The sequence below is a fragment of the Anabaena sp. CCY 9910 genome (genome assembly GCF_963920875.1).
Classification (GTDB): domain Bacteria; phylum Cyanobacteriota; class Cyanobacteriia; order Cyanobacteriales; family Nostocaceae; genus Trichormus; species Trichormus variabilis.
The window spans coordinates 1-24,660 of the sequence record NZ_CAWUDJ010000011.1; the positions used below are offsets into that span (position 1 = coordinate 1).

The 24,660-nt window shown below is 43.0% G+C and carries 18 protein-coding genes and 1 pseudogene; 9 read left to right on the top strand and 10 right to left on the bottom strand.

Features of this window, described 5'->3' with window-relative positions:
- A partial coding sequence (locus tag ACM5QX_RS10765) for a HEAT repeat domain-containing protein (RefSeq protein WP_414753513.1) occupies positions 1 to 503 on the bottom strand: 503 nt, incomplete at its 3' end.
- A gap of 638 nt (positions 504 to 1,141) precedes the next feature.
- On the bottom strand, positions 1,142 to 1,618 hold the full coding sequence (locus ACM5QX_RS10770; protein ID WP_414753514.1) for a hypothetical protein: 477 nt from the start codon (positions 1,616 to 1,618) through the stop codon (positions 1,142 to 1,144).
- A 976-nt stretch (positions 1,619 to 2,594) separates the two neighbouring features.
- Between ACM5QX_RS10770 and ACM5QX_RS10775 the strand changes: the two genes are divergently transcribed.
- Entirely contained in the window at positions 2,595 to 4,058 is a 1,464-nt protein-coding gene (locus ACM5QX_RS10775) for a S8 family serine peptidase (protein ID WP_414753515.1), read from the top strand.
- A gap of 255 nt (positions 4,059 to 4,313) precedes the next feature.
- Here ACM5QX_RS10775 and ACM5QX_RS10780 read toward each other — a convergent pair whose 3' ends face one another.
- Entirely contained in the window at positions 4,314 to 4,676 is a 363-nt protein-coding gene (locus ACM5QX_RS10780) for a hypothetical protein (RefSeq protein WP_011317250.1), read from the bottom strand.
- Between the two features lie 959 nt (positions 4,677 to 5,635).
- Complete coding sequence (locus ACM5QX_RS10785) at positions 5,636 to 7,147, bottom strand: FAD-dependent oxidoreductase (protein WP_414753516.1); 1,512 nt, start codon at positions 7,145 to 7,147, stop codon at positions 5,636 to 5,638.
- Between the two features lie 295 nt (positions 7,148 to 7,442).
- Here ACM5QX_RS10785 and ACM5QX_RS10790 point away from each other — a divergent pair, with 295 nt between their 5' ends.
- Entirely contained in the window at positions 7,443 to 8,066 is a 624-nt protein-coding gene (locus tag ACM5QX_RS10790) for an exopolysaccharide biosynthesis protein (RefSeq protein ID WP_011317253.1), read from the top strand.
- A 134-nt stretch (positions 8,067 to 8,200) separates the two neighbouring features.
- On the opposite strand, the gene ACM5QX_RS10795 is transcribed toward ACM5QX_RS10790, so the two are convergent.
- Positions 8,201 to 11,422, bottom strand: a complete 3,222-nt coding sequence (locus ACM5QX_RS10795) for a glycoside hydrolase family 15 protein (RefSeq protein WP_414753613.1) — start codon at positions 11,420 to 11,422, stop codon at positions 8,201 to 8,203.
- A gap of 198 nt (positions 11,423 to 11,620) precedes the next feature.
- Positions 11,621 to 11,728: pseudogene (locus ACM5QX_RS10800) on the bottom strand (Uma2 family endonuclease); the annotation flags it as partial.
- 225 nt (positions 11,729 to 11,953) lie between these two features.
- Between ACM5QX_RS10800 and bioU the strand changes: the two are divergent.
- Complete coding sequence (gene bioU / locus ACM5QX_RS10805; RefSeq protein WP_414753517.1) at positions 11,954 to 12,958, top strand: (S)-8-amino-7-oxononanoate synthase BioU; 1,005 nt, start codon at positions 11,954 to 11,956, stop codon at positions 12,956 to 12,958.
- A 67-nt stretch (positions 12,959 to 13,025) separates the two neighbouring features.
- Here bioU and ACM5QX_RS10810 read toward each other — a convergent pair whose 3' ends face one another.
- From ACM5QX_RS10810 to ACM5QX_RS10825, 4 genes are all read right to left on the bottom strand, one after another.
- A complete protein-coding gene (locus tag ACM5QX_RS10810; protein WP_414753518.1) occupies positions 13,026 to 13,580 on the bottom strand; it encodes a hypothetical protein in 555 nt (184 codons plus the stop codon).
- Between the two features lie 45 nt (positions 13,581 to 13,625).
- Positions 13,626 to 14,849 (bottom strand): type II secretion system F family protein, encoded by a 1,224-nt coding sequence (locus ACM5QX_RS10815; protein ID WP_011317258.1) that lies wholly within the window; start codon positions 14,847 to 14,849, stop codon positions 13,626 to 13,628.
- Positions 14,850 to 14,950: 101 nt separating this feature from the next.
- A complete protein-coding gene (locus tag ACM5QX_RS10820; protein WP_011317259.1) occupies positions 14,951 to 16,069 on the bottom strand; it encodes a type IV pilus twitching motility protein PilT in 1,119 nt (372 codons plus the stop codon).
- A 47-nt stretch (positions 16,070 to 16,116) separates the two neighbouring features.
- On the bottom strand, positions 16,117 to 18,129 hold the full coding sequence (locus ACM5QX_RS10825) for a GspE/PulE family protein (protein WP_414753519.1): 2,013 nt from the start codon (positions 18,127 to 18,129) through the stop codon (positions 16,117 to 16,119).
- 9 nt (positions 18,130 to 18,138) lie between these two features.
- On the opposite strand from ACM5QX_RS10825, the gene ACM5QX_RS10830 reads away from it, so the two are divergent.
- From ACM5QX_RS10830 to rsgA, 6 genes are all read left to right on the top strand, one after another.
- Positions 18,139 to 18,306 (top strand): hypothetical protein, encoded by a 168-nt coding sequence (locus ACM5QX_RS10830; RefSeq protein WP_414753520.1) that lies wholly within the window; start codon positions 18,139 to 18,141, stop codon positions 18,304 to 18,306.
- A 248-nt stretch (positions 18,307 to 18,554) separates the two neighbouring features.
- Entirely contained in the window at positions 18,555 to 19,301 is a 747-nt protein-coding gene (gene grpE / locus ACM5QX_RS10835) for a nucleotide exchange factor GrpE (RefSeq protein ID WP_011317261.1), read from the top strand.
- Between the two features lie 347 nt (positions 19,302 to 19,648).
- Complete coding sequence (gene dnaK / locus ACM5QX_RS10840; protein ID WP_414753521.1) at positions 19,649 to 21,610, top strand: molecular chaperone DnaK; 1,962 nt, start codon at positions 19,649 to 19,651, stop codon at positions 21,608 to 21,610.
- Between the two features lie 510 nt (positions 21,611 to 22,120).
- Positions 22,121 to 23,251 carry a molecular chaperone DnaJ gene (dnaJ, locus tag ACM5QX_RS10845; RefSeq protein ID WP_011317263.1) on the top strand — a complete coding sequence of 377 codons (1,131 nt, stop codon included), beginning with the start codon at positions 22,121 to 22,123 and terminating at the stop codon, positions 23,249 to 23,251.
- Positions 23,251 to 23,508: a sulfurtransferase TusA family protein gene (locus tag ACM5QX_RS10850; protein WP_011317264.1), complete on the top strand. Its 258-nt coding sequence runs from the start codon at positions 23,251 to 23,253 to the stop codon at positions 23,506 to 23,508. Before dnaJ ends, ACM5QX_RS10850 begins: the two co-directional genes overlap by 1 nt.
- A complete protein-coding gene (rsgA, locus tag ACM5QX_RS10855) occupies positions 23,505 to 24,617 on the top strand; it encodes a small ribosomal subunit biogenesis GTPase RsgA (protein WP_414753522.1) in 1,113 nt (370 codons plus the stop codon). Before ACM5QX_RS10850 ends, rsgA begins: the two co-directional genes overlap by 4 nt.
- The last annotated feature ends 43 nt before the right edge of the window (positions 24,618 to 24,660 follow it).

Sequence of the window (24,660 nt, forward strand, 5' to 3'; positions counted from 1 at the left end):
TGATCCTTGAGGATGTCAGCGATGTCTTTGAGGTAGGGTTTGGCTGCCTCCCCCATATTGCCCAATGCCTGTGCTGCACTGGCACGAACAGTTGAGTCAACGGATTGATCCTTGAGGATGTCAGCGATGTCTTTGAGGTAGGGTTTGGCTGCCTCCCCCAGATTTCCCAATGCCGATGCTGCACCTCTACGAACATCTTTGTTAACAGATTGATCCTTGAGGATTTGGGCAGTTTTCTTAGCGATATCCTCCAGTTTTTGATTGACAGATTTTAAGTTTTGCAGGTTATATTCAACTAATTTACTCAGTGCATATTGCTTCACTTGGTCATGTCCATCATCAAGGGCAGCTACTATGCCGTTAATCTGCCATGCTTCCGGTTGGGGCTTGGGCTGTTCCTTTGCGCTCACCCAAGGTAGGCAGAGTAGGAAAGAAAGGATGAAGGCTAAAGAATAAAAAATGTAGCGAGAAGGCTGGCGATGATGGCGGAGAGTTGTGACCATGTTGGGGGCAAGGTGGCAGATTACACGCGCTTATGAGTAATATATCAGGCTTACTTAGAATAATTATGCCTACGGTGTACATATATCTGAGTGCTGGGTACAGAATATGCTTTACTCCCCTTAATCACACAAGTAGTAGGGTGGGCAATGCCCACCGTATGATGATTGTGGCGGGCATTGCCCACTCTACTCTTTACTCTCCCGCCAGTATTAAAGACTCGCTCACGAGTATCAAACACTCTCTCGCCAGTATCAAAGACTTGCTTGCGAGTATTAAAAACTTGCTTACCAGTGTCAAACACTCGCTCACGAGTATTAAAGACTCACGCACGAATATCAAACACTCCCCCGCCAGTATCAAAGACTCGCTTACGAGTATGAAAAACTTGGTCACCAGTGTCAAAGACTCGTTCACAAGTATCAAACACTCTCTTGTCAGTATCAAAGACTCGCTTACGAGTATTAAAGACTCTCCCGCCAGTCTGGTAGGGTGCGTCAGTGCGATAGAACCTAACTCTACTTGAAATTATTCATACTGACGCACCTTACATTGCAGGTATTTTTGATCAAGAAACCCCTTAAAAGCAAGATACCCGACTTATTCGAGAAGTCGGGTATCTTGTACGTCGAAATATAACTTATGAACCAGTAGCCGCTTTTGCAGGTTTATTTTTAATCGCCTTGAATCGTTCCCCTAACTGTTCCGCCAGAGTTTTTAACCCCGGTGTTTTCTTTGCAGCCGTCTTCACGTAATCATATACAGTCAAACTGCTGCCCATCGCTTCGCTACCAACTGCCAACAGCGTATCATCAACCTGTTCTGTCAGTTGTCGCAGCCCAATTAACAGTTCGGTGAGGGTGGCGGCTAGTTGATAATCCCGCACAAATTCCTCTACGTTAAAACTGGCTGGTAGAATGTCTGGGTTAGACTGGGCAGCAGTCAGGCTATTGTTGACAAAAGCTAGGCTTTTATCGCCCATCTTAAATAACTTACGTCGTTCTTCCACACTCAAGGTAACGAGAAACGGCAACTTTGCTTGAATGGTGGCAAATGCGGCTTTAATTTCTTTGACATCTTCAGCAGAAAGGGAAGCAGTGATATTTTGATAAGCCATTGGATATTTACCCGGTTAAATCTAATTGTCAAATGGCAATGGCAACTCTCCACAAGAGATATCGCCAGCATTTTTTTATGATTCCCAGTGGTAAAGGCGAATCATCTAATACCAACGTGAGTTCGATGACCTCTCCCCAAACCCCTCTCTCTTGAAAAGTTCTGATCGCCGGAAGCCGGCGCTCAGACTTTTCGCTCCGACGCGGAGAGGGGCTTAAATATCCTGAAATTTCAACGAAAAATTAGGGTTTTGAAGCCTCTCTCCTTGCAGGGGAGAGGTTTGGAGAGGGGTTTTTTAAATTCGTCGAACTCACGTTAATACCAATTCAAAATTCAAAATAACCTACGGCAAGGCTGCGCCAAATAAATGATGTAGAGAATTCATCTATCGCCATAATTATGTACATAGTCAACATCAAATAATTTGATATTTGATGACCGAACAAAAAAAGGATACAATCCCCCTGATTTATCCGGGGGGTTTTGAATTTTGAATTAGAGCGAAGCGACTTGACTGTTCTATTGTCATGAAAAATTCAATATTTTGACTTTCATTTAATCAATAAACTTGCTTACAATTATGGGTTTCAGCAACTTTCGATAAAAAATTAAAAGAATTGGGAAAATTTTGGTAAACAAAAAGGCATTTTCTGGAATTAATCCGTAGTAATTATTGACTAGGAGGGCAAATTTATTCGGTGCAAATATAGCGGTTTGCAGTTGAGTCCAATACTGACCTAACCCCCAGCCCCTTCCCTACTAGAGAAGGGGAGTAATCAATGTGAATTATAGGTAGGGTGGGCAATGCCCACCAAAACCAGGATATGGTGAGCATTGCCTACAGATACTTTTTAAAAGATGGGTTTGGGGAGCGGTCAAAGTGTATTGCATACAAACGAGAAGCGCAAATATTGCCTGGAAGGGTTTAAGAATTAAAACCGCAAAAAACACTTATGTTAGTTGAGGAGCAAATACCTATGCCCACAAACACGATTGATCAAAATCCCCTTTCAATTGACAGGCAAAATTCCGCTTATATCTCCTCATCAGATATTTTTAATACAGAAAATAATCATACTTCTCAGCTAGGTTTTCGTAGTAGCTACACTCCAGAGAATGCTACTACCACTGCTACCAGCACTTACAACTCAACCAATGGCTATGGTTTAGTCAATGCAGGCGTAGCCGTATCTCAAGCTGCTGGACAAAATCCTTATAGTGATGTTGCTAACCTTGGTGGGAATAACTGGGGCTTAGATATGATTAATGCCCCAGAAGTATGGGCAAATGGACATACAGGCCAAGGGGTGATTGTGGCGGTGATAGATACGGGCGTAGACACTAACCATGAGGATTTACGTAATAATATCTGGACTAATAGCAAAGAAATTGCTGGTAATGGCATAGATGATGATGGTAATGGCTATGTGGATGATGTCCACGGCTGGAATTTTAACGACAACAATAACAACACCCTCGATAACAATGGTCATGGAACCCACGTTTCCGGGATTATTGCTGGGGGAAATAATGGCTTTGGTGTAACTGGCGTTGCTTACAATTCCCAGATTATGGCTGTGAAGGTTCTGGACGAATCTGGTTCTGGTTCTTATAGTGCGATCGCTAATGGGATTTACTATGCTGTAGATAATGGGGCAAAAGTCATCAACCTCAGTCTAGGTGGCAATTCGTCCAGTCGTACGCTCAAGTCTGCAATTGAATATGCTAGCAGTAAAGGGGCGATCGTTGTCATGGCTGCTGGCAATGATGGTGAATCTACGCCAGACTACCCGGCTCGTTACGCCAATCAAACAGGAATCGCTGTTGGTGCGGTAGATGCTAATAAAAATTTAACTAATTTCTCCAACCGTTCTGGCAATACGACAATGGCTTATGTCACCGCCCCAGGACAAAGCGTTTATTCTTCAGTACCAAATAATCAGTACGCCAATTATAGTGGTACATCGATGGCGACCCCTTACGTTGCTGGTGTAGTCGCCCTCATGCTCAGTGCTAACCCCAATTTAACTGAAACCCAGGTGCGAGATATTATTACCAGCACCGCAGGAAACACCAACAGCGACACTACACCCAAAACAGACTCTAATTTTAACTTTGACTTTGGTTCTGTTGTGGATAACTTATTTGGTGATTTAAGTCTGAATAACACATCAATTAGCACTTCTAGCCTCAACTCCCAGTCTTTGCAAAAAAGCAATACTTTCACCACCAGTTCAAATACTGCATCTGTATTATCCAATAATCAAACATCCACCGCTTACCAAACAGAGTTGACCCACAAATATTATCAAGACTCTCTACCCAACAGCCTAGCCAACAGCCCGACTGATATTGACACTGGTAATAATATTGATTTTACAGAGTTCATGAATATCATCGTCACCCGATTGAAAGAGTACCAAAAATTGTTAGGTGGATAAGAGAATGTAATATTCAAAAGTCATTAGTCTACAGCCCAAATTCCCAATTTATACAACCAGTTAACGAGCTAGGCTGTTACGCATTTAAATCGTATATTTCGCACTCAGGTTGTCAAAAGTCCACAGTCCACAGTCCAAGCTAGCCTTTGACTCTGGACTCTTGACTATGGACAGCCCTGACGCAAGAATATTTGCTCTAGGTGCGTATCACCTTAATGACTAATGACTCATATACAGACGTTGTATGTAACGTCTCTATTCTTCTTCAGGTAAAATTTGGTTAATGCTGATAACCCAAGGTATACCTTGATTTACGGGAGAACTAATGCTAATTTTCGCTTGGTTAGCAAACCGTTTTAATTTACTAGCTAAGTAAGGAACGATCATCATAATATTTTGGTAGCTTTCGATATTATGACAAACCATGACTAACATCAGAATGCCACCATTAACCTTAAAGTACCAATGACAACTAGATAACAAAATACGTACTGGTTGCTTGCAAGCTAAATAAAAGCTTTTCTTAGTCGTCTCTTCTAGTTGACTAAGCAATACTTCACTGATCAGGGTTGTTTTATGTGTGGGCAAATCGTCGGGAGAAAGATATGGTTGCTTCATAGAACTTCGCCCTAATTTTCTAGAGTAAAATACTGACGTTAACTACATAATTTGGACATGACTACATAAAAATCATCTTCAGTGAGTAATTTACGTCAGGTAGAAATATGGTCTAGTATGACATCCGTTCACTCCCATACAACTGTTTATAATTTGAGTTTTTTGAGTCGCCCATTTTCATCAGATTTCTTTAGCAATTAGTCTACAAAAGTAAATAATGGTTAGTTTTTCTTGACCTTTGACTTTTATTCGCACTCTCATGGGGCGATGGTTCTGCTAACTGTCGCCTACCTCCTGACAATGGCAGTAAGTTTTCCCACCCACCTATTTATATCTTTAGTTTTAGATTCGCTAAAATATCAAAATTTATTTCTCAGACTCGTGGCTGATGTAAATCATTGTTCTAATTAGTTTCCTAGAAAAAATAAGCCACATATTTGGTTTATGTGCCTTATTTCTGTCACTAATTGGGCTACAAAATGTTTTATCACGCTAAGAAATTGCAATATTTCAGTAGTTGAGCGTATTGGCTACTCTGAGAGTTTATCTATGCAAGTACTCTCAGGGATTTGCGCGAACTCAATGAATAATCAGTCAAACCGGAGGCGGATAGTCTCCGGTGGTTGTACCTTGAGTAATTACTCAGGAATTAGTTAAACATTTTTGGTGTACTTCGCGGTGGGAGTTGTGACCCCTCACCCCGTTTTCTTGCCCCACAGCTTAAAATAGAGAAAACGACCACAGTGATTACCGTGATCGTAGACGAATTAACTATACAGTACTGATCTTACTACAAATAAACGTCTATTACCCTATCCCCCAAAAGGGGGTTTTTTTTCGGGTTAAATATGCTGTCCCAATTATAGCTGGGGACTGGGGACTGGGTTGGATCATATATTGATGTTGTAACACTACTGGCAACAGCCATATCTCAACAAAAAATTATGCTCGCCGCGCTACTAGGGCAACCAAAAGTTAGGCAGGATGGATTTACCTAATTTACGTACAGTTTGGTTGAGCGATCGCGCCACTTGAATATGCGTTTCATCTGCTTCTACTGGTAAAATCTCGACAGGTGTACCTTTTCCTAAATGTGACACTACTAAATTCGCGGCTTCCAAACCTGTCACATAAGCTTTTTCTTGTGACCAAGAACCGTGGCGATTGACAATCCAATCACCACTCATAAAGACATTATCTAAACTCGTCTTGGCAGGTAACATATGGGGATAGCTACCAGGGGCAAAGTGAGTTACCGCCTGGGGTAAGCGAATCACACTGCTATCAATTACTTTTGCTTCTTGGAAACCTGGGACACAAGTTGTTAAATAATTCTGAACTGTAGCGACAATTTCTGCATCACTCCAATTGAGAAACTGATTAGCATGATAAAAATCAGCTTCAATTACCGTTTCTGCCTCATTTTTATATTCATCATGTAAGGCATTTAAATCAAAGAACGTCCAACCTGTAGTATTATCAAAACCAAAACAAGCATTGGAGGGACGGGGAATATCAATTTTGCGGTCAAACCAAAGTCTGGTTGCTAAAACATCGATTGCCCCTAAATTGTTTAAATTACGAAATTCGGCTCGGCTTTGTAAACTAGGGCTACTAGAAACAATTTTCTTCATTCCAGTAATACCAACTGCAAAAATTACAGCATCAGCCTCAAATACTTCATTACCACAAACTACGCTTGTTACTTGATTATTACTATCAATAATTAAATCAGTAACTCGATGTTTGGGTAGCACCTTTGCCCCAGCTTTTTCTATACGTTCCACCCAAGGACGAAATATTTTTTCCCCCACAGTTCCCCGACACCAAACTACATCAAAATCAGCTTGGTGAGCCAAAATGAAAAAGTAAAGCATCCCCAATGTAGCGGCGGCTGAACATTGTTCCCCAGGGGCAAATAAACCCACTAATAACATTGGTTCAAAAGCTTCTTTGTATAGTCGCGCCGAAACCCCAAAGTCTTTGAATAATTCCCTTGCGGTTACACTGTCATAACGTCGCCAAGCCGCATCAGAATTATCAAAGTCAACCACTGCATACAGTAAAGGTAAGGCGCTGAGGCGGTCAATTAAGGGCAGTCGTTGAAATTGAGTATAAACAAAAGTGCCTAAAGGTGTGGGGAGTCTGGGCAAATCTTGAAAAATTGGTGATTCTACTTCCAAACCCGCAGGGGAATATTGGGCGGAACGAGTCCAGGTAGTGAAGGGATGAATGTTTAATTCATTAATGAGAGCAAATATATTTCTATAAGGATACCAGAAGCCATGAATTCCAGCTTCTACAGATTTACCGCCCGTGGTTTGCCAACCAGCCACCAGTCCACCAGGGTAGGGGCCTGCTTCTAGAAGTGTTACATCATAACCTTGCTTTGCCAAATGGTAGGTAGCACCTAAACCAGCCCAACCCGCACCGACAACTACCACTCGTTTTTGTTGTGACCCTTCTGTCATTTTGCTCTCCTGTTGTGTTCTCTCACTCAACTAATCTATCAGTCCTGAGGGTGGGGGGTGGGGAGCTAATAAGTTTAGGTTATTTATGCTTTGCCCTGAAAACACGGGTTTAGGCTGTAAGGGTTAACTAGAAAAATGGCACTACTTTCAGTCGATAATAAATTAGAATTAGGCTTTTATTGGTTAGTGTGCAGTTATGAGTTGTCACAGGCAGTCCTTGGACAACAAAAATTGGAGATAAAAAATCTACTTATTGATTGTTCCAGATTTAGACAAGGAAACATTTAACTATACTATGGCTAAGCTATCTAACGAATTACAACGCCACTTTTTTGAAGAAGAAAGACCAGAAAAAGTCACTTTAGCAGATATTCTGTTGCTGGCTGGGGAAAGGATTTTTGGCTTTTTGCTGGTTATCTTGTCTCTACCATCAGCTTTGCCTGTCCCTGCACCTGGTTATTCAACACCCTTTGGTGTCTTAATTTTTCTGTTAGCCGTTCAGTTAATTGCTGGTGCTAAAAGCCCTTGGCTACCACAAAAAATGATGAATCACCCAATTGAACTGCAAACAGTCCAGAAGTTCCTGAAGGCGGGAATTCCTTGGTTAAAAAGAATTGAGGCGATCGCCCGTCCTCGTTTATCTTATATCTGTACCACTCTAGCAGGTAGGATAACAATTGGGATTGCGATCGCCTTGATGGCAATTTCTATGATGATTCCCATCCCCGGAACTAACACCTTACCAGCAATGGGTATTTTCGTGACTGGTTTTGGTTTATTAGAAGACGATGGTGCAATCAGTTTAGGTGGTTTAGTTCTCTGTGTCATGGGAGCAATTTTAACTACTTCCATTCTCATGGCTTTAGCTTGGGGCGGTTCCAGTCTTTTAGATATCATCAAGACTTGGTTAGGAAGATAAGAAAATGGGGGGTGCTGAAGTGCGGTAGCCGGTCGTTCAGCCCAGGCGGAATCAGCACAAAGGAGGCAAGATTTATTAATTGTGAATGTATTGCCCCTACACCCTTATACCCTTACCCCCCTACACCCTTATCTTTATTTCACAAACTCAGTCAAGAACTTGAAGGCTTCGAGGATATAGGTAGCACATTCCTTAGGAGAAGTATTGTAAAACGATCGCCACGCTGAAGCCTTATCCTCATCATAGCGATCGCCCCGTTCTGGATGTTGTTCTAACCAAGCCAAGCGCACGGCGTGACCGATGAGTACATCTAGTACCATATATTCTTCGATTTGGAGGTTGGGGTTTCTAGAGGCGATCGCAGCTAGTTCCATTAATGCTTCGATGTTAACTTGGCGATATTCTGGCGCTTCAATTTTATTTAACAAATGCTCGATGCGTAAGGCAAAGTTCTTTTCACCTGCCGTCATTTCTGACAAAATTACATCACTATCTAAACGATTGCGCCGCTCTAATTTATCGCCAATGACCAACCCTTTGCAATGCTGCATGATTAGCCAAACCTGTTGAAAGAAATTTTTCGGGACGCGGTTTAATGCACCCTCGGCTTGGCGGAAACGTCGCCAACCACCGCTAGGAACTTCCATTTCTTCACTGATAGCAGGTAATATCACCCAATCAATATCGGTTACCTTTTGCTTGACGTGTAATGATTCCTGCTGGCGCAATAATTGACTCATCCCTGGATAAGCTGTTAATACCTGCTGTAACCGCGTCTTAACTTCAAATGGTGGGAGTTCCATCAAGCGTTCATAGGCTTCATCTTGGGTAACTTTTAACTCTTGGGCGAGTTCGCTGGTAATTAAGAGGATGAGATAACCAACTCTCAGGGTGAGTAGTCCTTGGAATGATTCCGGTTGTGATCTGATGAGGATACCCAGATAGATCAGAACTTCTTGCGTCAGCACGCGATCGCGGATATCCTCACGACAGAAGTGATTAATTTTATCAGCAATTTCATTGTGAGGCATCGGCACGGAAATCAAAGACGCTTCACTGTAAGCCCTACCTACAGCTATTTGCTTACCTCTAATCAAAATACTTGTGACTGCATCAGTTAGTCCAATATCTACCATTTGCCGCAAACCAGCCGCCCGCCGCACCACAGCCCAAAAGCCCAACTCCCCAGCTTTGGTGTAAACTTCATCTAGTAAATCGGCTACAGTAACTCGTTGATTTGTCCCAAACCCTGTATCAAAATCCAACCCCTGCAACCGAGTCAAAGTCTGCAATAACTCAATTTGCTCATATAAATTTTCTGATGCACGCAGAGATGACAGCAGAAAATCCAAGTTAGTTTCGTATTCCACCTGAAATTCTTGGCTGTGTCCCAAACGCCAGTTTTTCCCAGGATGATAAGCCAGGTAATAATAACGTTTGCCAGCATCTTGCACTGCTGACTGGTAAAATTCCACATCTTGCAGAAAATCTATCCTTTGGATTGCCCCTGTCAGCATCAACTGATTCAGTCGCCCTAATTTTACTGCCACACCATTACATACACCATCTTTTAGTTCCTGCATGAGTTCCAGTAATGCCTGAGAACCAGTTTCCAACATGGTGTGAGTCAACATTAAAGTTAATATGGGACGACCTAAATCACTCCAATACTTTTGGATGTATGCAAGTTCACTTCTTATCTGGTCTACCAAAAAATGGTAATCAAGAGTTAAATAAAACTGCTGAGAATCCAAGAATGAAGGTAAAAAAACAATAGTCTCACCCCGGAGACGGAAAACTCTTGATGTGGTCAAACTCCTCAGCCGCCGCACTGGACGACCTGTTAAACCAAGTTTATCGTTACGCCCAATTTGGGTATAAATAGTTGATAGTTCACTAGCTTGTCTAACTTGAATTGGTGCTACTTGCTTCGGTGTTTGCGTTTCAATACCGTGAACAGCTAGTTGTGCTTGTAAATCTTCATCTTCTGCTAACAAAACGATCTGCACTAAAGCTTCGCGTTTTTTACCTATAGATAAGTGTCTACCCAAAGGATCAACATCACCAACTGCCAGTAACCCCTCACTCAACATTTGACCAAGATAATACAAACTCTGCGCCCAAACTAAAGGTACATTTTCATTTGGTAAACGGGGTTGAGTTTGGGGGGCTAACTTTTCCGCTTCCACATTTTCGGCGGGGACATAATACAATTCTGGTAATAAACGTAAGCCATGACCTATGTTGGATGATACGCCATCACGCTCAATAAGTAACTTCTCTAACTGCTCTTGATAAAATTGCGCTTGTTTTTGATCACCACAAAATAACCCATCAAGGGCTAAATAAGTAAAGAATAACGGCCATTCACATTCTATATGCTCAAATTGTTTCAGTTCCCAAGGTTCGTAGTGTAGGCGTTGGGTGTCTTCTAAAACAGTTTGATGTCCATCACGCAGAAAGCGTTTACAGCCGTATTTGCCTTGGAGTTTTTTGATAATCTCGTTGAGAGTGCGTTTTCTCAATTGTGAATCTTCCACCGCAAACGCTGGATAGCTAATAATACTTAACAAGGCTGCATCAATTTCTTTAGAGGCAGATTCTCTGGGTAATAAGGATTCTAAAGTGCTGCGAGTGCGAGCGATCTCATCGGGTAGCACATGAATTACTGATGCTTGACTACCCCGCACACCAAACAAATCCAGTTCGTTCATGGCTTCTAAAGCAGCTTTTGCCATACCTACAGAACTGGCGTTTAACTCAGCATTGCCATGATTAATTTTATTACCCCGTTCCCAAATACCATAGTCTGGTGTGCGGTAAGCTCGGCCAATGTAATAAACTAAATTTTGGACAAAGTTGACTTCATCAATGGTATAAATTATCTGCAATCCGGAAGCGGTCATTTGTGCCAACATCAACAAGAATATAGATGTGGCATCTAATTGCAAATGTCCCCATTCATCATCACCTACGACAATATCACCAGTAGCGGTGTTGTATTTGGCGTGTAACCCATCCAAAGGTGACTGAGTTTCTTTAAATCTTTCTACCTTGTGCGCCTGTCGCATCATCGCAAACAGCAACCCACGCATTAACTTAATGACGCTATGTTCTAATTCATAGGTACGCCCTTGGTCTTCATCCACCTTGCGGTATGCCAGCGCTAAACCCCAAACTGCCAAAATGCTGTAAACATTATCCCTTACCCAAGCATCTGTATAATCACCGTGGGCAGTAATAGCCGTACTCGCCGGTAGCAAACCCGTGATAGGATTTTGACGCGTCATAATCACGGTTTTGATTTGCTGGTAGTAATATTCCAGTCGAGCTTGTAATTCGGTGGCTGTTTTCATCATCTCAGTTAAACGCAGCTTGCGGATTTACCCTATGGTGCTAATTATGTAAGCCAAGCCAAAGCGAGGGCGTATGACAGCAGAGGGTGGCGAGGATTTATTATTATCTCGCGTTAGTGAGCATTTAGTCACAATATTGTTAAGGAATGCTCACGAAATCCTTTCAGGATGCGGATTCTTACATGAATAGACGATCGCCTACTCATTTTCCCTTGCTTCTGCGACAAACTCAACTTGTCGGTACAAATCAGCGATCGCTATTTCTACATTCACCGATTCTAGTAGTAATTTCTCACCCATTGGATATCTTTTATCTGGAAGTCCCTTTGATAACGTCCGGCGTGAAAATTTGCTCAAGGCTAAACGACTCACCAATAATTTCTGGTGAAAAAACTGATCTGCTTGGGGAAGAAACCAGGATAATAAAGCATAATTAACCTTTATAGCTTTGAGCATTGGACTACGCTCCGCCATAGGCGATCGCTAGATGGTTCATACTCAAGGTTGGTGATTCAACTTAACTAATTGACTATGAGTACAGCAAATATTGCACCAGCTATACGTATCGGAGTATTGGGTTTCGGTGGACTCGGACAAGCAGCCGCCAAGGTACTAGCTGGTAAACGGGAGATGAAATTAGTAGCTGTGGCAGACCAAAAAGGTTATGCTTATGCTGCGGCAGGTTTAAATTTTAAAGATTGCATTGCTACCTACCAGTCTCAAGGTTCGGTGGGTTATTTAGAACCAGTAGGTAGTTTAGGCAACAACAGTATTCAAGATTTAATCGATAGTAGCCAACCTGTAGACGGGTATTTTCTCGCTTTACCCAACCTACCCAATGACTTTATTCCTTCCGTAGCCAGACAGTTTATTCAATCCGGCTGGCGTGGTGTGTTGGTAGATGCTATTAAGCGCACCAGTGCAGTAGAACAGCTAATTGCGATGAAAGATGAACTACAAGCGGCTGGTATTACCTACATGACAGGCTGTGGTGCAACACCGGGACTATTAACCGCCGCCGCCGCCTTAGCAGCCCAAAGCTACGCCGAAATTCATCAGGTAGAGATTACCTTTGGTGTTGGTATTGCCAACTGGGAAGCTTACCGCGCTACTGTGCGGGAAGATATTGGTCATATGCCTGGTTATACTGTAGAAGCGGCTAGGGCTATGACTGATGCAGAGGTAGAAGCATTACTAGACAAAACCAATGGCGTACTGACCTTGGAAAACATGGAACACGCCGATGATGTCATGTTAGAGTTAGCAGGGATAGTAGGGCGCGATCGCGTAACTGTGGGTGGCGTAGTTGATACCCGCAATCCCAAAAAGCCACTCAGCACTAATGTCAAAGTTACAGGACGCACCTTTGAAGGCAAGATTTCCACCCATACCTTTACCTTAGGAGATGAAACCAGCATGGCAGCCAATGTCTGCGGTCCCGCCTTTGGCTATCTCAAAGCTGGTATGCAATTGTATCAACGTGGCATTCATGGCATATTTACGGCTGCTGAAATCATGCCCCAATTTGTGAAGTAAAAGCTTAGAGGTTAAAGTTTAGAGCCTAGACAAATGGATTCTTGACAAGAATTGCATACTTAAATTGCTAGTCTCTAGCTTCTAACCTCTCTTCCTTTCTGGCTTCATCGGCTGGTGAATATGGTGCTTGAATCACGAAGGGCAATTCTGCACCTCTCAGCCCCCGTTGGATGCGTTCGGATGTTTCACTAAAAACCACAAACAAGGGATATACGATATCAGCCCCTTCACTTAAAATATGACTATGGCGGAGGGGCATTAACCATTCATAGTCCTGGTTTAGCAAAACTTGGGTTTGTCGCCAACGCCCCAACAAATCAGAAAAGTCTTCATAGGGACGATGAATAAATAATAGAATCTCAGATCCCGTTTTGACCTTCCATTCGGGATCGCACATAATAATTGCCACATCACAAGGTAAACAATGTGCCTTGGTGGTTGCAGCAACAGGATCACGCAAGCGAACAATTGGCAGAGGGATAATAATTATACTTTCATCAGGACGACGCAAACTAGGAATCATCTCTAGATATGGTCGGTGTTGTTTGAGTAGTGCGATCGCCGCCTCATAATTACTATACTCTGCCAAACTCGCTTCATAGTCAGATTTTTGCACAGGCATAAATATTAGAAAAATCAATGAGAAAAATCAAAATTCAAGGTTTATTTATCCCAATTTTTCAAATACTTTGAACAGAGGCAGATACATTGATAACAAGATTGTCCCCACCATACCCCCTAGAACCAAAATCATAATTGGTTCTAAAACGCTGGTTAATGCTTTGACTGCTTGCTCGACTTCATCTTCATAGAAATCGGCAATTTTCATCAGCATTCCATCTAATTCCCCGGTTTCTTCACCGATGCTAATCATTTGAATTGCCATTGGTGGAAAAACTTGCTCTTTTTGTAAAGCAATGCTAATCATACCACCTTGTTGAATTTCGGCTCTGGCCGCATCAATAGCATTAGCAACTACCTGATTTCCAGAGGTATCTCGCACAATTTCCAAAGATGTAAGAATCGGCACACCAGAACGAGTTAGGGAACCAAATGTCCGGCTGAAACGAGCAACTGAAGACTTTTGAATTAAGTCACCAAATAAGGGCATTTTTAACGCAAGACGGTCAATTGTTTCTTTACCAACACGGGTTTTGTAGTACTGTGTATAACTAAATTTTGTGCCTACAATCACAGCAACAATAAGTCCTGCTCGCCAACTTCTCAAAATCTCGCTGCAATTCATTAAAAATTGGGTAAGTGCTGGTAATTCTGTGCCTAATTCCACGAAAATCTTAGCAAAAATAGGGATAAGAAAAACAGTCATCCCTACGAAAATGGCGGTTGCTAAAATACCCACAACGACGGGATAAGCCAGGGCTGATTTAAGTTGGTTCTGTAATCTAGCCATATCTTCTAACAATTTGGCTAAACGATTCAAAACTTCATCTAGAACACCACCGACTTCCCCAGCTTGAATCATGCTCACATACAAACCATCAAAACAATCAGGATGCTTACGCATAGCATCCGAAAGATTGACCCCACTTTGAACATCATTGCTAATATCATTGAGGGCTTGCTTAAGTTTAGCATTGGTACACTGATCACCCAGCACTCCTAGTCCTCGAACAATTGCTACACCAGCATTTACCAATGTGGCAAGTTGTCGAGAGAACACTGCCTTTTCCTTCACTGTTACCTTGACGAAGGAATTCTGAAACTTTTGCAAATCAAAATTGGCAGCAAAATTTTGCGACTGCTTAAGTTCTTGAACGACCAATCCTTGATCTCTAAGATTAGTACGAGCTTGTGCCAAAGATTCAGCAACAACTTTTTCTTTTCTCGTTTTTCCTTGTGTGTCCCTAACTTGGGCAATAAATGTTGGCATATATCAATTCAAAATACCCTACGGGAAGCTAAATCTACAAAATTCAAAATTCAAAAAAAGTCAATAGTTATGATTCAAAAATAATAACTATTGACTTTTTTTTAGTGTGCTTTTACGGCTCCAGGTTTAGCATTTGCTGGTGGAGCCGAAGGGCCTATAAGGCGTTGAATTTCATCTGGTTTTGAAGTCTTAGACATTGCTGCTTCAAAAGAAATTGTGCCTGATTTATAAAAATCAGCTAAAACTTTTTCTAATGTTTGCATTCCTAATTTACCGCCAGTCTGAATTGCGGAATAAATTTGTGAAGTTTTACCTTCACGAATCAAGTTAGAAATAGCAGGAGTAATAACCATAATTTCTTGTGCCATGACGCGTCCGTATTCACCGGGTTTGGGGTTTTTCTTTGGCACTAATGTTTGGCTAAATACAGCTACTAACGAGTTAGATAACTGTACCCGTACTTGAGTTTGTTTTTCGTGGGGGAAAACGTCAATAATCCTGTCAACAGTCTGGGAAGCAGAACTAGTGTGCAGCGTACCAAATACTAAGTGTCCAGTTTCTGCGGCAGAAATTGCCAAAGAGATTGTCTCTAAATCCCGCATTTCCCCTACCAAAACAATATCTGGATCTTCCCGCAAAGCCGCTTTTAAAGCGTTAGCAAAACTTTTTGTATCTTCACCTAATTGTCTTTGGTGAACTAAGCTTTTAATTGGTTCGTATACAAACTCAATTGGGTCTTCTACTGTGAGGATATGCTCTGCCTTCGTGCGGTTAATTAAGTCAATCATTGCCGCCAGAGTGGTTGTTTTACCGGAACCTGTCGGACCTGTGACGAGAATTAGCCCTCTAGGTTTGTCGCACATTTCCCGCACAACATCGGGTAAACCCAATTTTTCAAAGTTAGGAATTTTGGAACTAAGCGCCCTTAAACAAGCCGCATAAGCACCACGCTCTTTATAAACATTGACCCGGAAGCGAGCCAAACCTTTGACACCATAGGAACAATCTAACTCCCAAGTCTGTTCTAAGGTTTTACGTTGGGTGTTATTGAGCATACTAAAAATCAGTCTTTGGCACTGGTCGGCGGTCAGCACCTCTTCGCCTATGGGTGTGAGTTTACCACTGATGCGGAAATAGGGAGGCAAACCTGCGGATAAGTGCATATCCGAGCCACCCATTTCAATCATCTGCTCCATCAAGTCTTCAATCATCATTTCCATAGGGTCGCTTTGCTCCAATTCAAAATTCAAACAAATAAATGCAGTAACTAATCTTCAAAACGGGGTGTTAGACAGTAGGGACAATCTAGCCATTCCGGTTGTAATATGGCGCTACAAGTCCGGCAGGTAAGACCAGTTTTGCGTTTCGCTTTTAACTCAGCTTCCAAACCTGTATCTGTGAATGTCACCCGTTCCACTTCTTCTAGGGTGGTAGAACCTTGGCGAACGAGGTCTAAGCTATAAGCCAATAAGGTTTTCATCCCTTCTTCTACGGCTACTTCTTTGATGCGTTCTGTTGGTGCTTCTTCGTTGATTAAAGTTTGTAAGTTTTCTGTAACCCGCATCACTTCATACACACCACAGCGTCCTTTGTAGCCGACACCGTTACAAGCTGGACAAAGCTGGTTTTTCGCTTTAGCTTCGGCGATCGCTTCTGCGGGGATGGTGTTAGCTTTATAGAAGGTGACAGACACTTCTTGAGAAGCCGTCATACCATAACGAGCTAACTCCTCAGTGGTGGGAGTGTAAGCAATACGGCACTCACCACAAACACGGCGCACTAAACGTTGTGCCAATACCCCAATCAGAGAACTGGAAACCATGAATGGTTCAATACCCATTTCACCCAAACGAGCGATCGCACCAGGGGCATCGTTGGTGTGTAATGTAGTTAATACCAAGTGACCTGTTAAAGCCGCTTCAATCGCTGTTTTCGCTGTTTCTTTGTCTCTTGTTTCACCCACCAGCAACACATCGGGGTCTTGCCGCAAAAAAGCCCGTAATGCCGTCGCAAAATCTAGCCCTTTTTCTCTAATTACCTGTACCTGGGTAATCCCTGGCAAACTGTACTCAATTGGGTCTTCTACCGTACTGATGTTAATACCTGGTGAGTTCTTCTCCGCCAGTGCTGAATATAAGGAAGTTGTTTTACCTGAACCAGTTGGCCCAGTCACTAAAATTAAACCGAAAGGCTTACTCACCATATCTTGGACAATCTGCAATGTTTCTGGGTCAGTAATTAACTTATTCAGTCCCAGTTGCGTAGAAGAGTTATCCAAAATCCGCAGTACTACCTTTTCCCCATAGCGACTGGGTAAGGTATTGACCCGGAAGTCTACTTTCCGTCCCTCAAACATCCGGCGGATGCGTCCATCTTGGGGTAAACGTCGCTCGGCAATATCCAAATTGGAGATAATTTTAAATCTGGCTGTTACCGCCGGAATAATTTTTTTCGGTAAGGGGTCAAAAGCCTCCCGTAGTACCCCATCCTTGCGGAAGCGAATCCGCAGATTTTCTTCTTGGGGTTCAATGTGGATATCAGAAACCTTGTCATGCAAAGCTTTCGCTAAAATTCTGTTAACGAGGTTGATGACAGGTGCATCTTCTGCACCCTTCATCGCTGAACCTAAATCAGCCTCCATCTCTTCAGGAGCATCTTCTAGGTCGAGATTGCCAAGATTTTCTAAATCCTGATTAATATCTGTAAATTTTTCTTGTTCCAGGTGCTTTTGCCGCACGGCCAATTCATCCAAATATTGGTTGATTAGCCGTTGGTAATCCTCCTGGGTAATTACCATACGCTGTAATGTTAAACCTTGGGGGCGCAAGATGCGGTTTAGGTCATCCGAAGCTTCCAAGTTATCCGGAGCAACCATCGCCACTAAAACATAAGGCGGGGTGTGTTCATCATTTTTAGATAGTGGTACTAAACGATGACGACGGCAGATATCAACTGGGATGAGGGTTTCAATTAAATTACCCACCATCGTGCTACCGATATCGTTGACCTCCGGATCGAGGTATTCAACACCGTATAGTATTTTCAGTTCAAATAATTGTTGTTTCTTGTACTGCCTGAGGTACTCAGGTGATAATTGTCGCCCAGTAATTGACTCCAAAACTTCTGTTAAGGGTCTACCAGACTTGCGACTTTCAATCAGCGCCTGTCTCATCTGTTCGGTATTAATGTAGCCAGACTGCACTAGCTTATTACCGAAAGGTGAAAACTCTGTTCTTGTAGTAAGAGCGGTACTGCGCCGTTGTGGTGACGAGTAAGTCATAGGTGAGCAATGAGTAGGGAAAACCTCTATTTAGAGTATTCCCAGCCAGAGGCTAAAAATTTTCATCCACACTTAGTAAATTCCAGCCAAAACTTTACGAAGAGATTGGGGACGAGAGGAAGCAGAGGAGCAGGGGAAGCAGGGGAAGCAGGGGAAGCAAAGAAGAATTACTATTGACTATTGACAGTCCTGACACAAGAATATTTGATTTAGGTGCGTATCACCTTAACTCCTCGTTCGGAATACCGCCCCTAGAATGTTGACGCTAATCTGTTCACCATTTGTAAAAATAAGATGATGTTACCCTCATCTCTAAAGAAATTTCGGCAAGAAATCAGTCTCAGTGTACAGCCATCAATTGTTAGGGTTGTTCATTGTGGTGAAATACTGCCGTAAATCCTCTTGGGGGTGAGTAGACTTGGACAATGATCGACGAAAATAAACAGGTAAACCATACAAGCCAGCAATTGGGTGAATCAACAGAGGTAAAGCAAGCAATTATGAGTGAATCCCCAGCCCAAATTAACAATAACGAATCTACTAACGAAGTAACTGAGTCAGTGGCAATCCCCACAAATGTAGTGGGAGACACTACAGCTACAGAAGATAATGGCTTCACAGCAACACAGATACAGGAAGCGAATACAGCTGCTTTGGCTGAATTGACTCAACAGATCAATTCTCTCAAAACACAGTTAGATGAACGCAGTACGCAATATATGAGGATTGCGGCAGATTTTGAAAATTACCGCAAGCGTACTCAAAAAGAAAAAGAAGAGTTGGACTTACAGGTAAAACGCAACACAATTTTGGAATTGCTACCTATTGTCGATAATTTTGAGCGGGCGCGATCGCATCTTAAGCCACAAACTGAAAGTGAGATGACAATTCACAAAAGTTATCAAGGAGTATACAAACAACTAGTAGATTCCCTGAAGCGCCTGGGTGTATCACCAATGCGTCCCGAAGGACAAGAGTTTGACCCCAACCTTCATGAAGCAGTAATGCGGGAACCTACGGATGAACATCCTGAAGGAACAGTGTTAGAAGAGTTAGTGCGCGGATATTACTTGGGCGATCGCGTGCTACGCCATTCTATGGTCAAGGTGGCTGCTCCAAAGGAAGATACGCTCCCTGCACAAGAAAATCAGTCGAGTCCAGCCGACAGTTAAGCTGTATCAGCTCGCCTCGCTGACCAATAGTGCTTAGGTCATAGAAGAGGCGAGCATTGTTAGGGATTGGGGATTGGGAACTGGAGACTGGGGACTGGGGACTGGGTAATAGTAGAACTTCTGCCTAGCGCCTGCGGTTTGCCTTCAGCTACTACCTCCGGTCTTCTTCAATTCTTAATTTTGAATTTTGCGGAAAGTTGCGGTGCGGGGGTTCCCCCTGTTGAGCAAACTTTCCAAGACGAATTTTGAATTTTGAATTGACTTAGCCTCCTAACATTCAAGTCAGCCTAAGTTCGTACCCAAAAAAAGATAGTCCGCGCAAAAGCACTAAGTAAAAATATTTACGTATGGGAAAAGTTATTGGGATCGACTTAGGCACGACAAATAGTTGTGTTGCGGTTTTGGAAGGTGGTCAACCGATAGTGATCGCTAATTCTGAAGGCGGAAGAACTACACCAAGTATTGTGGGGTTTGGCAAAAGTGGCGATCGCTTGGTCGGTCAACTAGCAAAACGCCAAGCTGTAACTAATGCCGAAAATACGATTTTTAGTATTAAACGGTTTATCGGTCGTCGTTGGGAAGATACAGAAATAGAACGCGATCGTGTACCTTATGGTTGTGTCAAAGGTCGAGACGATACTGTTGATGTGCAGATTCGTGGACGCAATTACACGCCTCAAGAAATATCTGCTATGGTTCTGCAAAAACTTAAGCAAGATGCAGAAAATTTTTTGGGTGAAGCAGTTACACAAGCAGTAATTACCGTACCTGCCTATTTTACTGATGCTCAAAGACAAGCCACTAAAGATGCTGGTACTATTGCCGGGCTGGAAGTCTTACGAATTATCAATGAACCAACGGCTGCGGCTTTAGCTTTTGGACTAGAGAAGCAAGATCAAGAACAGCTAATTTTAGTTTTTGACTTGGGCGGCGGAACTTTTGACGTATCAATCCTCCAATTAGGAGACGGTGTATTTGAAGTCAAAGCCACCGGTGGTAATAATCAATTAGGCGGTGATGACTTTGACGGCTGTGTCGTCTGTTGGATGATTGAACGCTTCCAACAACAGGAAAAAATCGACCTAGCCCAAGATAAGATGGCGCTGCAACGCTTACGAGAAGCAGCCGAGAAAGCCAAAATAGAACTCTCCAGCATGGCAAGTACCTCCATTAACTTGCCTTTTATTACGGCCGATGAAACTGGACCCAAGCATCTAGAAATGGAACTTAGCCGTTCTAAGTTTGAAGAGTTGGTAGGGCAGTTAATTGAAGCTACCATCCAGCCCATGATTCAAGCCCTCAAAGATGCAGACCTGAAACCACAAGATATAGATAAGATTATTTTGGTGGGTGGTTCTACCCGTATTCCGGCGGTGCAGAATGCCTTAATCAAGTTTTTTAATGGTAAAGCCCCAGACCGTTCGGTTAATCCGGATGAAGCCGTAGCCCTGGGTGCAGCAATTCAAGCTGGGGTACTAGGTGGCGAAGTTGATAATCTCCTACTACTAGATGTCACACCTTTATCTCTAGGAATTGAAACTTTAGGAGAAGTATTCACCAAAATCATTGAACGTAACACCACAATACCTACCAGCAAATCTCAAATATTTTCCACTGCTGTTGATGGTCAAACCTCGGTAGAAATTCACATCCTCCAAGGTGAAAGAACAATGGCACGGGATAACAAGAGCTTAGGCAAATTTCTTTTGGCAGGTATTCCCCCAGCGCCCCGTGGAGTCCCACAAATCGAAGTTTCCTTTGAAATTGATGTCAACGGCATTCTCAAAGTTGCTGCCCAAGATAAAGGCACAGGCAGAGAACAAAGTATTAGAATTACTAATACTGGTGGATTAAGTACCAATGAAGTGGAAAGAATGCGGCAAGAAGCAGAAGTTTTTGCCGAAGAAGATAGAAGACGCAAAGAACTGGTCGAACTAAAAAATCAAGCAGATAATTTGTTGATTATTTATGAATCTACCTTAAAAGACAATGGTGAATTAATTGGAGAACAAATCAAAGTTCTAGCCAACGAAAAAGTTGCACAAATTCAGAGTGTAATGACTAATCCTGCCATTTCCCTGAAAGAGTTTCAACAATGTTTAGATGATTTCCAACAAACCCTCTTTTCTATCGGTGCTAATGTTTACCAACGAGCTAACACTCAAACTGATGATGAAGTAGAGGTAATATCTGATGGTTCATCACCTTTAGATATAGAACACCCCATCAGTGGAACCTTAATACCACAATTTAACTTTGATTTTGATGATGAAAGTACAGCACAAGCTGATTATGAAGCGATAGATTAGAGATTGGTTTCGGCGATTAAGTATTAGGTATTGAGCAATAAATGTAGGAATCTGATTTGATGATTGAAAAAATCTAGGTGCAGCCCACCGTATCAAGCATGTGGTGGGCAACGCCTACATACACTTCAAAAATCAAGTATTAACCCTATAGTAAATCAATTATCAGTCCCTAATCTCCAACATGGAGGGTTTTCCACACCTAATCGTGCGGCTAGCCCCTCTAGTTCACTAGGGGGTTTCCTCGTAGTACGTAGCACAATTGTAAAAGGGACAGCCGACTTAGCAGTGCCAGCCCAAACTTATGGTTACCCTGCTCTTAGCTTCGGTTGCTTTTTCCGTTTTACGAGGAAAGTACTCATTACTTGACTTGTTAATGATTTTTGTTAAAGGTAAAAGGTAAAATCAGTTATTAACATAATTTAACTTTGCCTTCTATCTAGCCCCCGGCAAGTTGACCTTGTGGTGTCTACTGCCTATTGCTTTCTTCCTCCTAACCTTTACCTTTGCTATATGGCCCGCGACTATTATGAGATTCTAGGCGTTGCTCGTGACGCTGACAAAGAAGAAATCAAACAAGCCTACCGCCGTCTAGCCCGGAAATATCACCCTGATGTGAATAAAGAACCGGGAGCCGAAGAGCGTTTTAAGGAAATTAACCGTGCTTATGAAGTACTTTCTGAGCCGGAAACCCGCGCACGTTACGATCGCTTCGGCCCGGAAGGTGTTTCAGGTGCTGGTGTCGGCTTCCAAGATATGAGCGATATGGGTGGTTTCGCCGATATCTTTGAAAGTATTTTCAGTGGTTTTGCTGGTGGTGGTATGGGTGGCCCAACGCAGCAAAGAAGACGCGGTGGGCCAGCGCGGGGTGATGATTTACGGCTAGACCTAAAGTTAGACTTTCGAGAAGCGGTATTTGGTGGGGAAAAGGAAATTCGCATTTCCCATTTAGAAACCTGTGAAACCTGTAGTGGTTCAGGCGCAAAACCAGGAACCCGTCCCCGCACTTGTTCGACTTGTAGCGGTTCCGGTCAAGTCCGCCGCGTCACCAGAACCCCCTTTGGTAGCTTCACTCAAGTCTCTACTTGTCCTACCTGTAATGGTACAGGTATGGTAATTGAAGACAAATGTGATGCTTGTGATGGTAAGGGGACAAATCAAGTTACCAAAAAACTAAAAATTACCATTCCCGCAGGCGTGGACAATGGTACGCGCTTACGCATACAACAGGAAGGTGATGCGGGTCAACGTGGTGGCCCTCCAGGGGATTTGTATGTATATCTGTTCGTCAATGAAGACGAAGAATTTCAACGGGATGGCATTAATGTGATCTCGGAAATTAAAGTTAGCTACTTGCAAGCAATTTTAGGCTGTCGGCTGGAAGTAAACACAGTAGATGGGCCTGTGGAGTTGATTATTCCGGCGGGTACTCAACCGAATACGGTGATGAAACTAGAAAATCGTGGTGTACCTCGCTTGGGGAATCCTGTTAGTCGGGGCGATCATCTGTTAACGGTGTTAATTGATATCCCTACTAAAGTAATCCCTGAGGAGAGAGAATTGCTAGAGAAGCTAGCTAAAATTAAGGGAGACCGTACCGGTAAAGGTGGTCTGGAAGGATTTTTGGGAAATTTGTTTAAGTAATGACGCTCTCTTCTGTTTCAACTCCTGATGCTCAACTTGACCTGCGTGGCACTCCTTGCCCGCTTAACTTCGTGCGGACAAAACTCCGTTTGGAGAAAATGCCCCCAGGAGCATTATTGGAAGTCTGGTTAGACCCAGGGGAACCAATTGAGCAAGTCCCTGATAGCTTGACAATGGCAGGTTATCAGGTAGAACAAATTACAGATTGTACTGGCTATTTTTCTTTACTAATCCGCCGTCCTGTAACTGCCCAATGAGAGTTTTCACCACTGGACAGTTATTGGGTACGGTTGTAGCCGTGCAAGCCAATTTTTACAAAGTACAGTTAGACCAAGAGGTGAGGGAGCAGGGGAGCAGAGGAGCAGGGGAAGAGGTGCATTTAGATTCTCCTTTGCCCCTCTATTCCCTGCCTCTTCTTCTTTGTACTCGCAGAACCCGATTGAAAAAAATCGGGCAACAGGTGATGGTGGGCGATCGCGTGGTCGTAGAGGAGCCAGATTGGGCAGGAGGACGGGGGGCGATCGCTGAGGTTTTATCTCGGCAAACTCAGTTAGATAGACCGCCAATCGCCAATGCTGACCAAATCCTACTGGTTTTTGCTGTGGCTGATCCTCCCCTAGAACCCTATCAACTCAGCCGATTTCTCGTGAAGGCGGAAACCACTGGTTTAGATGTGGTTTTATGCTTAAATAAAAGCGATCTAGTTTCACCAGAAATACAACAACAAATTAGCGATCGCTTATTAGCTTGGGGTTATCAACCCTTATTTATTAGCGTCGAAAAGCAGATAAATATTGACCAAATCGCCAAATATCTCAGCAATAAAATTACTGTAGTTGCTGGCCCTTCCGGTGTGGGTAAATCTAGCTTGATTAATGCTCTGATTCCCGACATTAACCTGCGCGTGGGGGAAGTTTCCGGTAAACTGGCTCGTGGTCGTCATACCACCCGCCATGTGGAGTTATTTGAGTTACCCAACGGTGGTTTACTGGCAGATACGCCGGGATTTAATCAGCCTGATGTGGATTGTAGCCCAGAAGAATTAGTACATTATTTCCCAGAAGCCAGAGAACGTTTAGCTGTTGCTAGTTGTCGGTTTAACGACTGCTTACATCGAGACGAGCCAGATTGTGCTGTGCGTGGTGATTGGGAACGATACGAACATTATCTAGAATTTTTAGCAGATGCGATCGCCCGGCAAACTCAACTTTACCAACAAGCCGATCCCGAATCTACATTAAAGCTCAAAACCAAAGGCAAAGGTCAAAGCCAATACGAACCCAAACTAGAAAGTAAAAAATATCGCCGCACCTCCCGACGCACTCAAGTACAAGGTTTGCAAGATTTGTATCAAGAGGAAGAGTAGGTAATGGGTAATGGGGACTCATTAGTCAGTACTTTTTCAAGTC

What these genes read in the sequence shown, in the direction of transcription:
- ACM5QX_RS10820 (WP_011317259.1), bottom strand. Translation starts at nt 16,069, where the DNA reads ATGGAAATGATGATTGAAGACTTGATGGAGCAGATGATTGAAATGGGT.
- dnaJ (WP_011317263.1), top strand. Translation starts at nt 22,121, where the DNA reads ATGGCCCGCGACTATTATGAGATTCTAGGCGTTGCTCGTGACGCTGAC.
- ACM5QX_RS10775 (WP_414753515.1), top strand. Translation starts at nt 2,595, where the DNA reads ATGCCCACAAACACGATTGATCAAAATCCCCTTTCAATTGACAGGCAA.
- ACM5QX_RS10830 (WP_414753520.1), top strand. Translation starts at nt 18,139, where the DNA reads ATGAGTAGGGAAAACCTCTATTTAGAGTATTCCCAGCCAGAGGCTAAA.
- ACM5QX_RS10810 (WP_414753518.1), bottom strand. Translation starts at nt 13,580, where the DNA reads ATGCCTGTGCAAAAATCTGACTATGAAGCGAGTTTGGCAGAGTATAGT.
- ACM5QX_RS10815 (WP_011317258.1), bottom strand. Translation starts at nt 14,849, where the DNA reads ATGCCAACATTTATTGCCCAAGTTAGGGACACACAAGGAAAAACGAGA.
- bioU (WP_414753517.1), top strand. Translation starts at nt 11,954, where the DNA reads ATGAGTACAGCAAATATTGCACCAGCTATACGTATCGGAGTATTGGGT.
- ACM5QX_RS10770 (WP_414753514.1), bottom strand. Translation starts at nt 1,618, where the DNA reads ATGGCTTATCAAAATATCACTGCTTCCCTTTCTGCTGAAGATGTCAAA.
- rsgA (WP_414753522.1), top strand. Translation starts at nt 23,505, where the DNA reads ATGAGAGTTTTCACCACTGGACAGTTATTGGGTACGGTTGTAGCCGTG.
- dnaK (WP_414753521.1), top strand. Translation starts at nt 19,649, where the DNA reads ATGGGAAAAGTTATTGGGATCGACTTAGGCACGACAAATAGTTGTGTT.
- ACM5QX_RS10850 (WP_011317264.1), top strand. Translation starts at nt 23,251, where the DNA reads ATGACGCTCTCTTCTGTTTCAACTCCTGATGCTCAACTTGACCTGCGT.
- grpE (WP_011317261.1), top strand. Translation starts at nt 18,555, where the DNA reads ATGATCGACGAAAATAAACAGGTAAACCATACAAGCCAGCAATTGGGT.
- ACM5QX_RS10825 (WP_414753519.1), bottom strand. Translation starts at nt 18,129, where the DNA reads ATGACTTACTCGTCACCACAACGGCGCAGTACCGCTCTTACTACAAGA.
- ACM5QX_RS10795 (WP_414753613.1), bottom strand. Translation starts at nt 11,422, where the DNA reads ATGAAAACAGCCACCGAATTACAAGCTCGACTGGAATATTACTACCAG.
- ACM5QX_RS10780 (WP_011317250.1), bottom strand. Translation starts at nt 4,676, where the DNA reads ATGAAGCAACCATATCTTTCTCCCGACGATTTGCCCACACATAAAACA.
- ACM5QX_RS10785 (WP_414753516.1), bottom strand. Translation starts at nt 7,147, where the DNA reads ATGACAGAAGGGTCACAACAAAAACGAGTGGTAGTTGTCGGTGCGGGT.
- ACM5QX_RS10790 (WP_011317253.1), top strand. Translation starts at nt 7,443, where the DNA reads ATGGCTAAGCTATCTAACGAATTACAACGCCACTTTTTTGAAGAAGAA.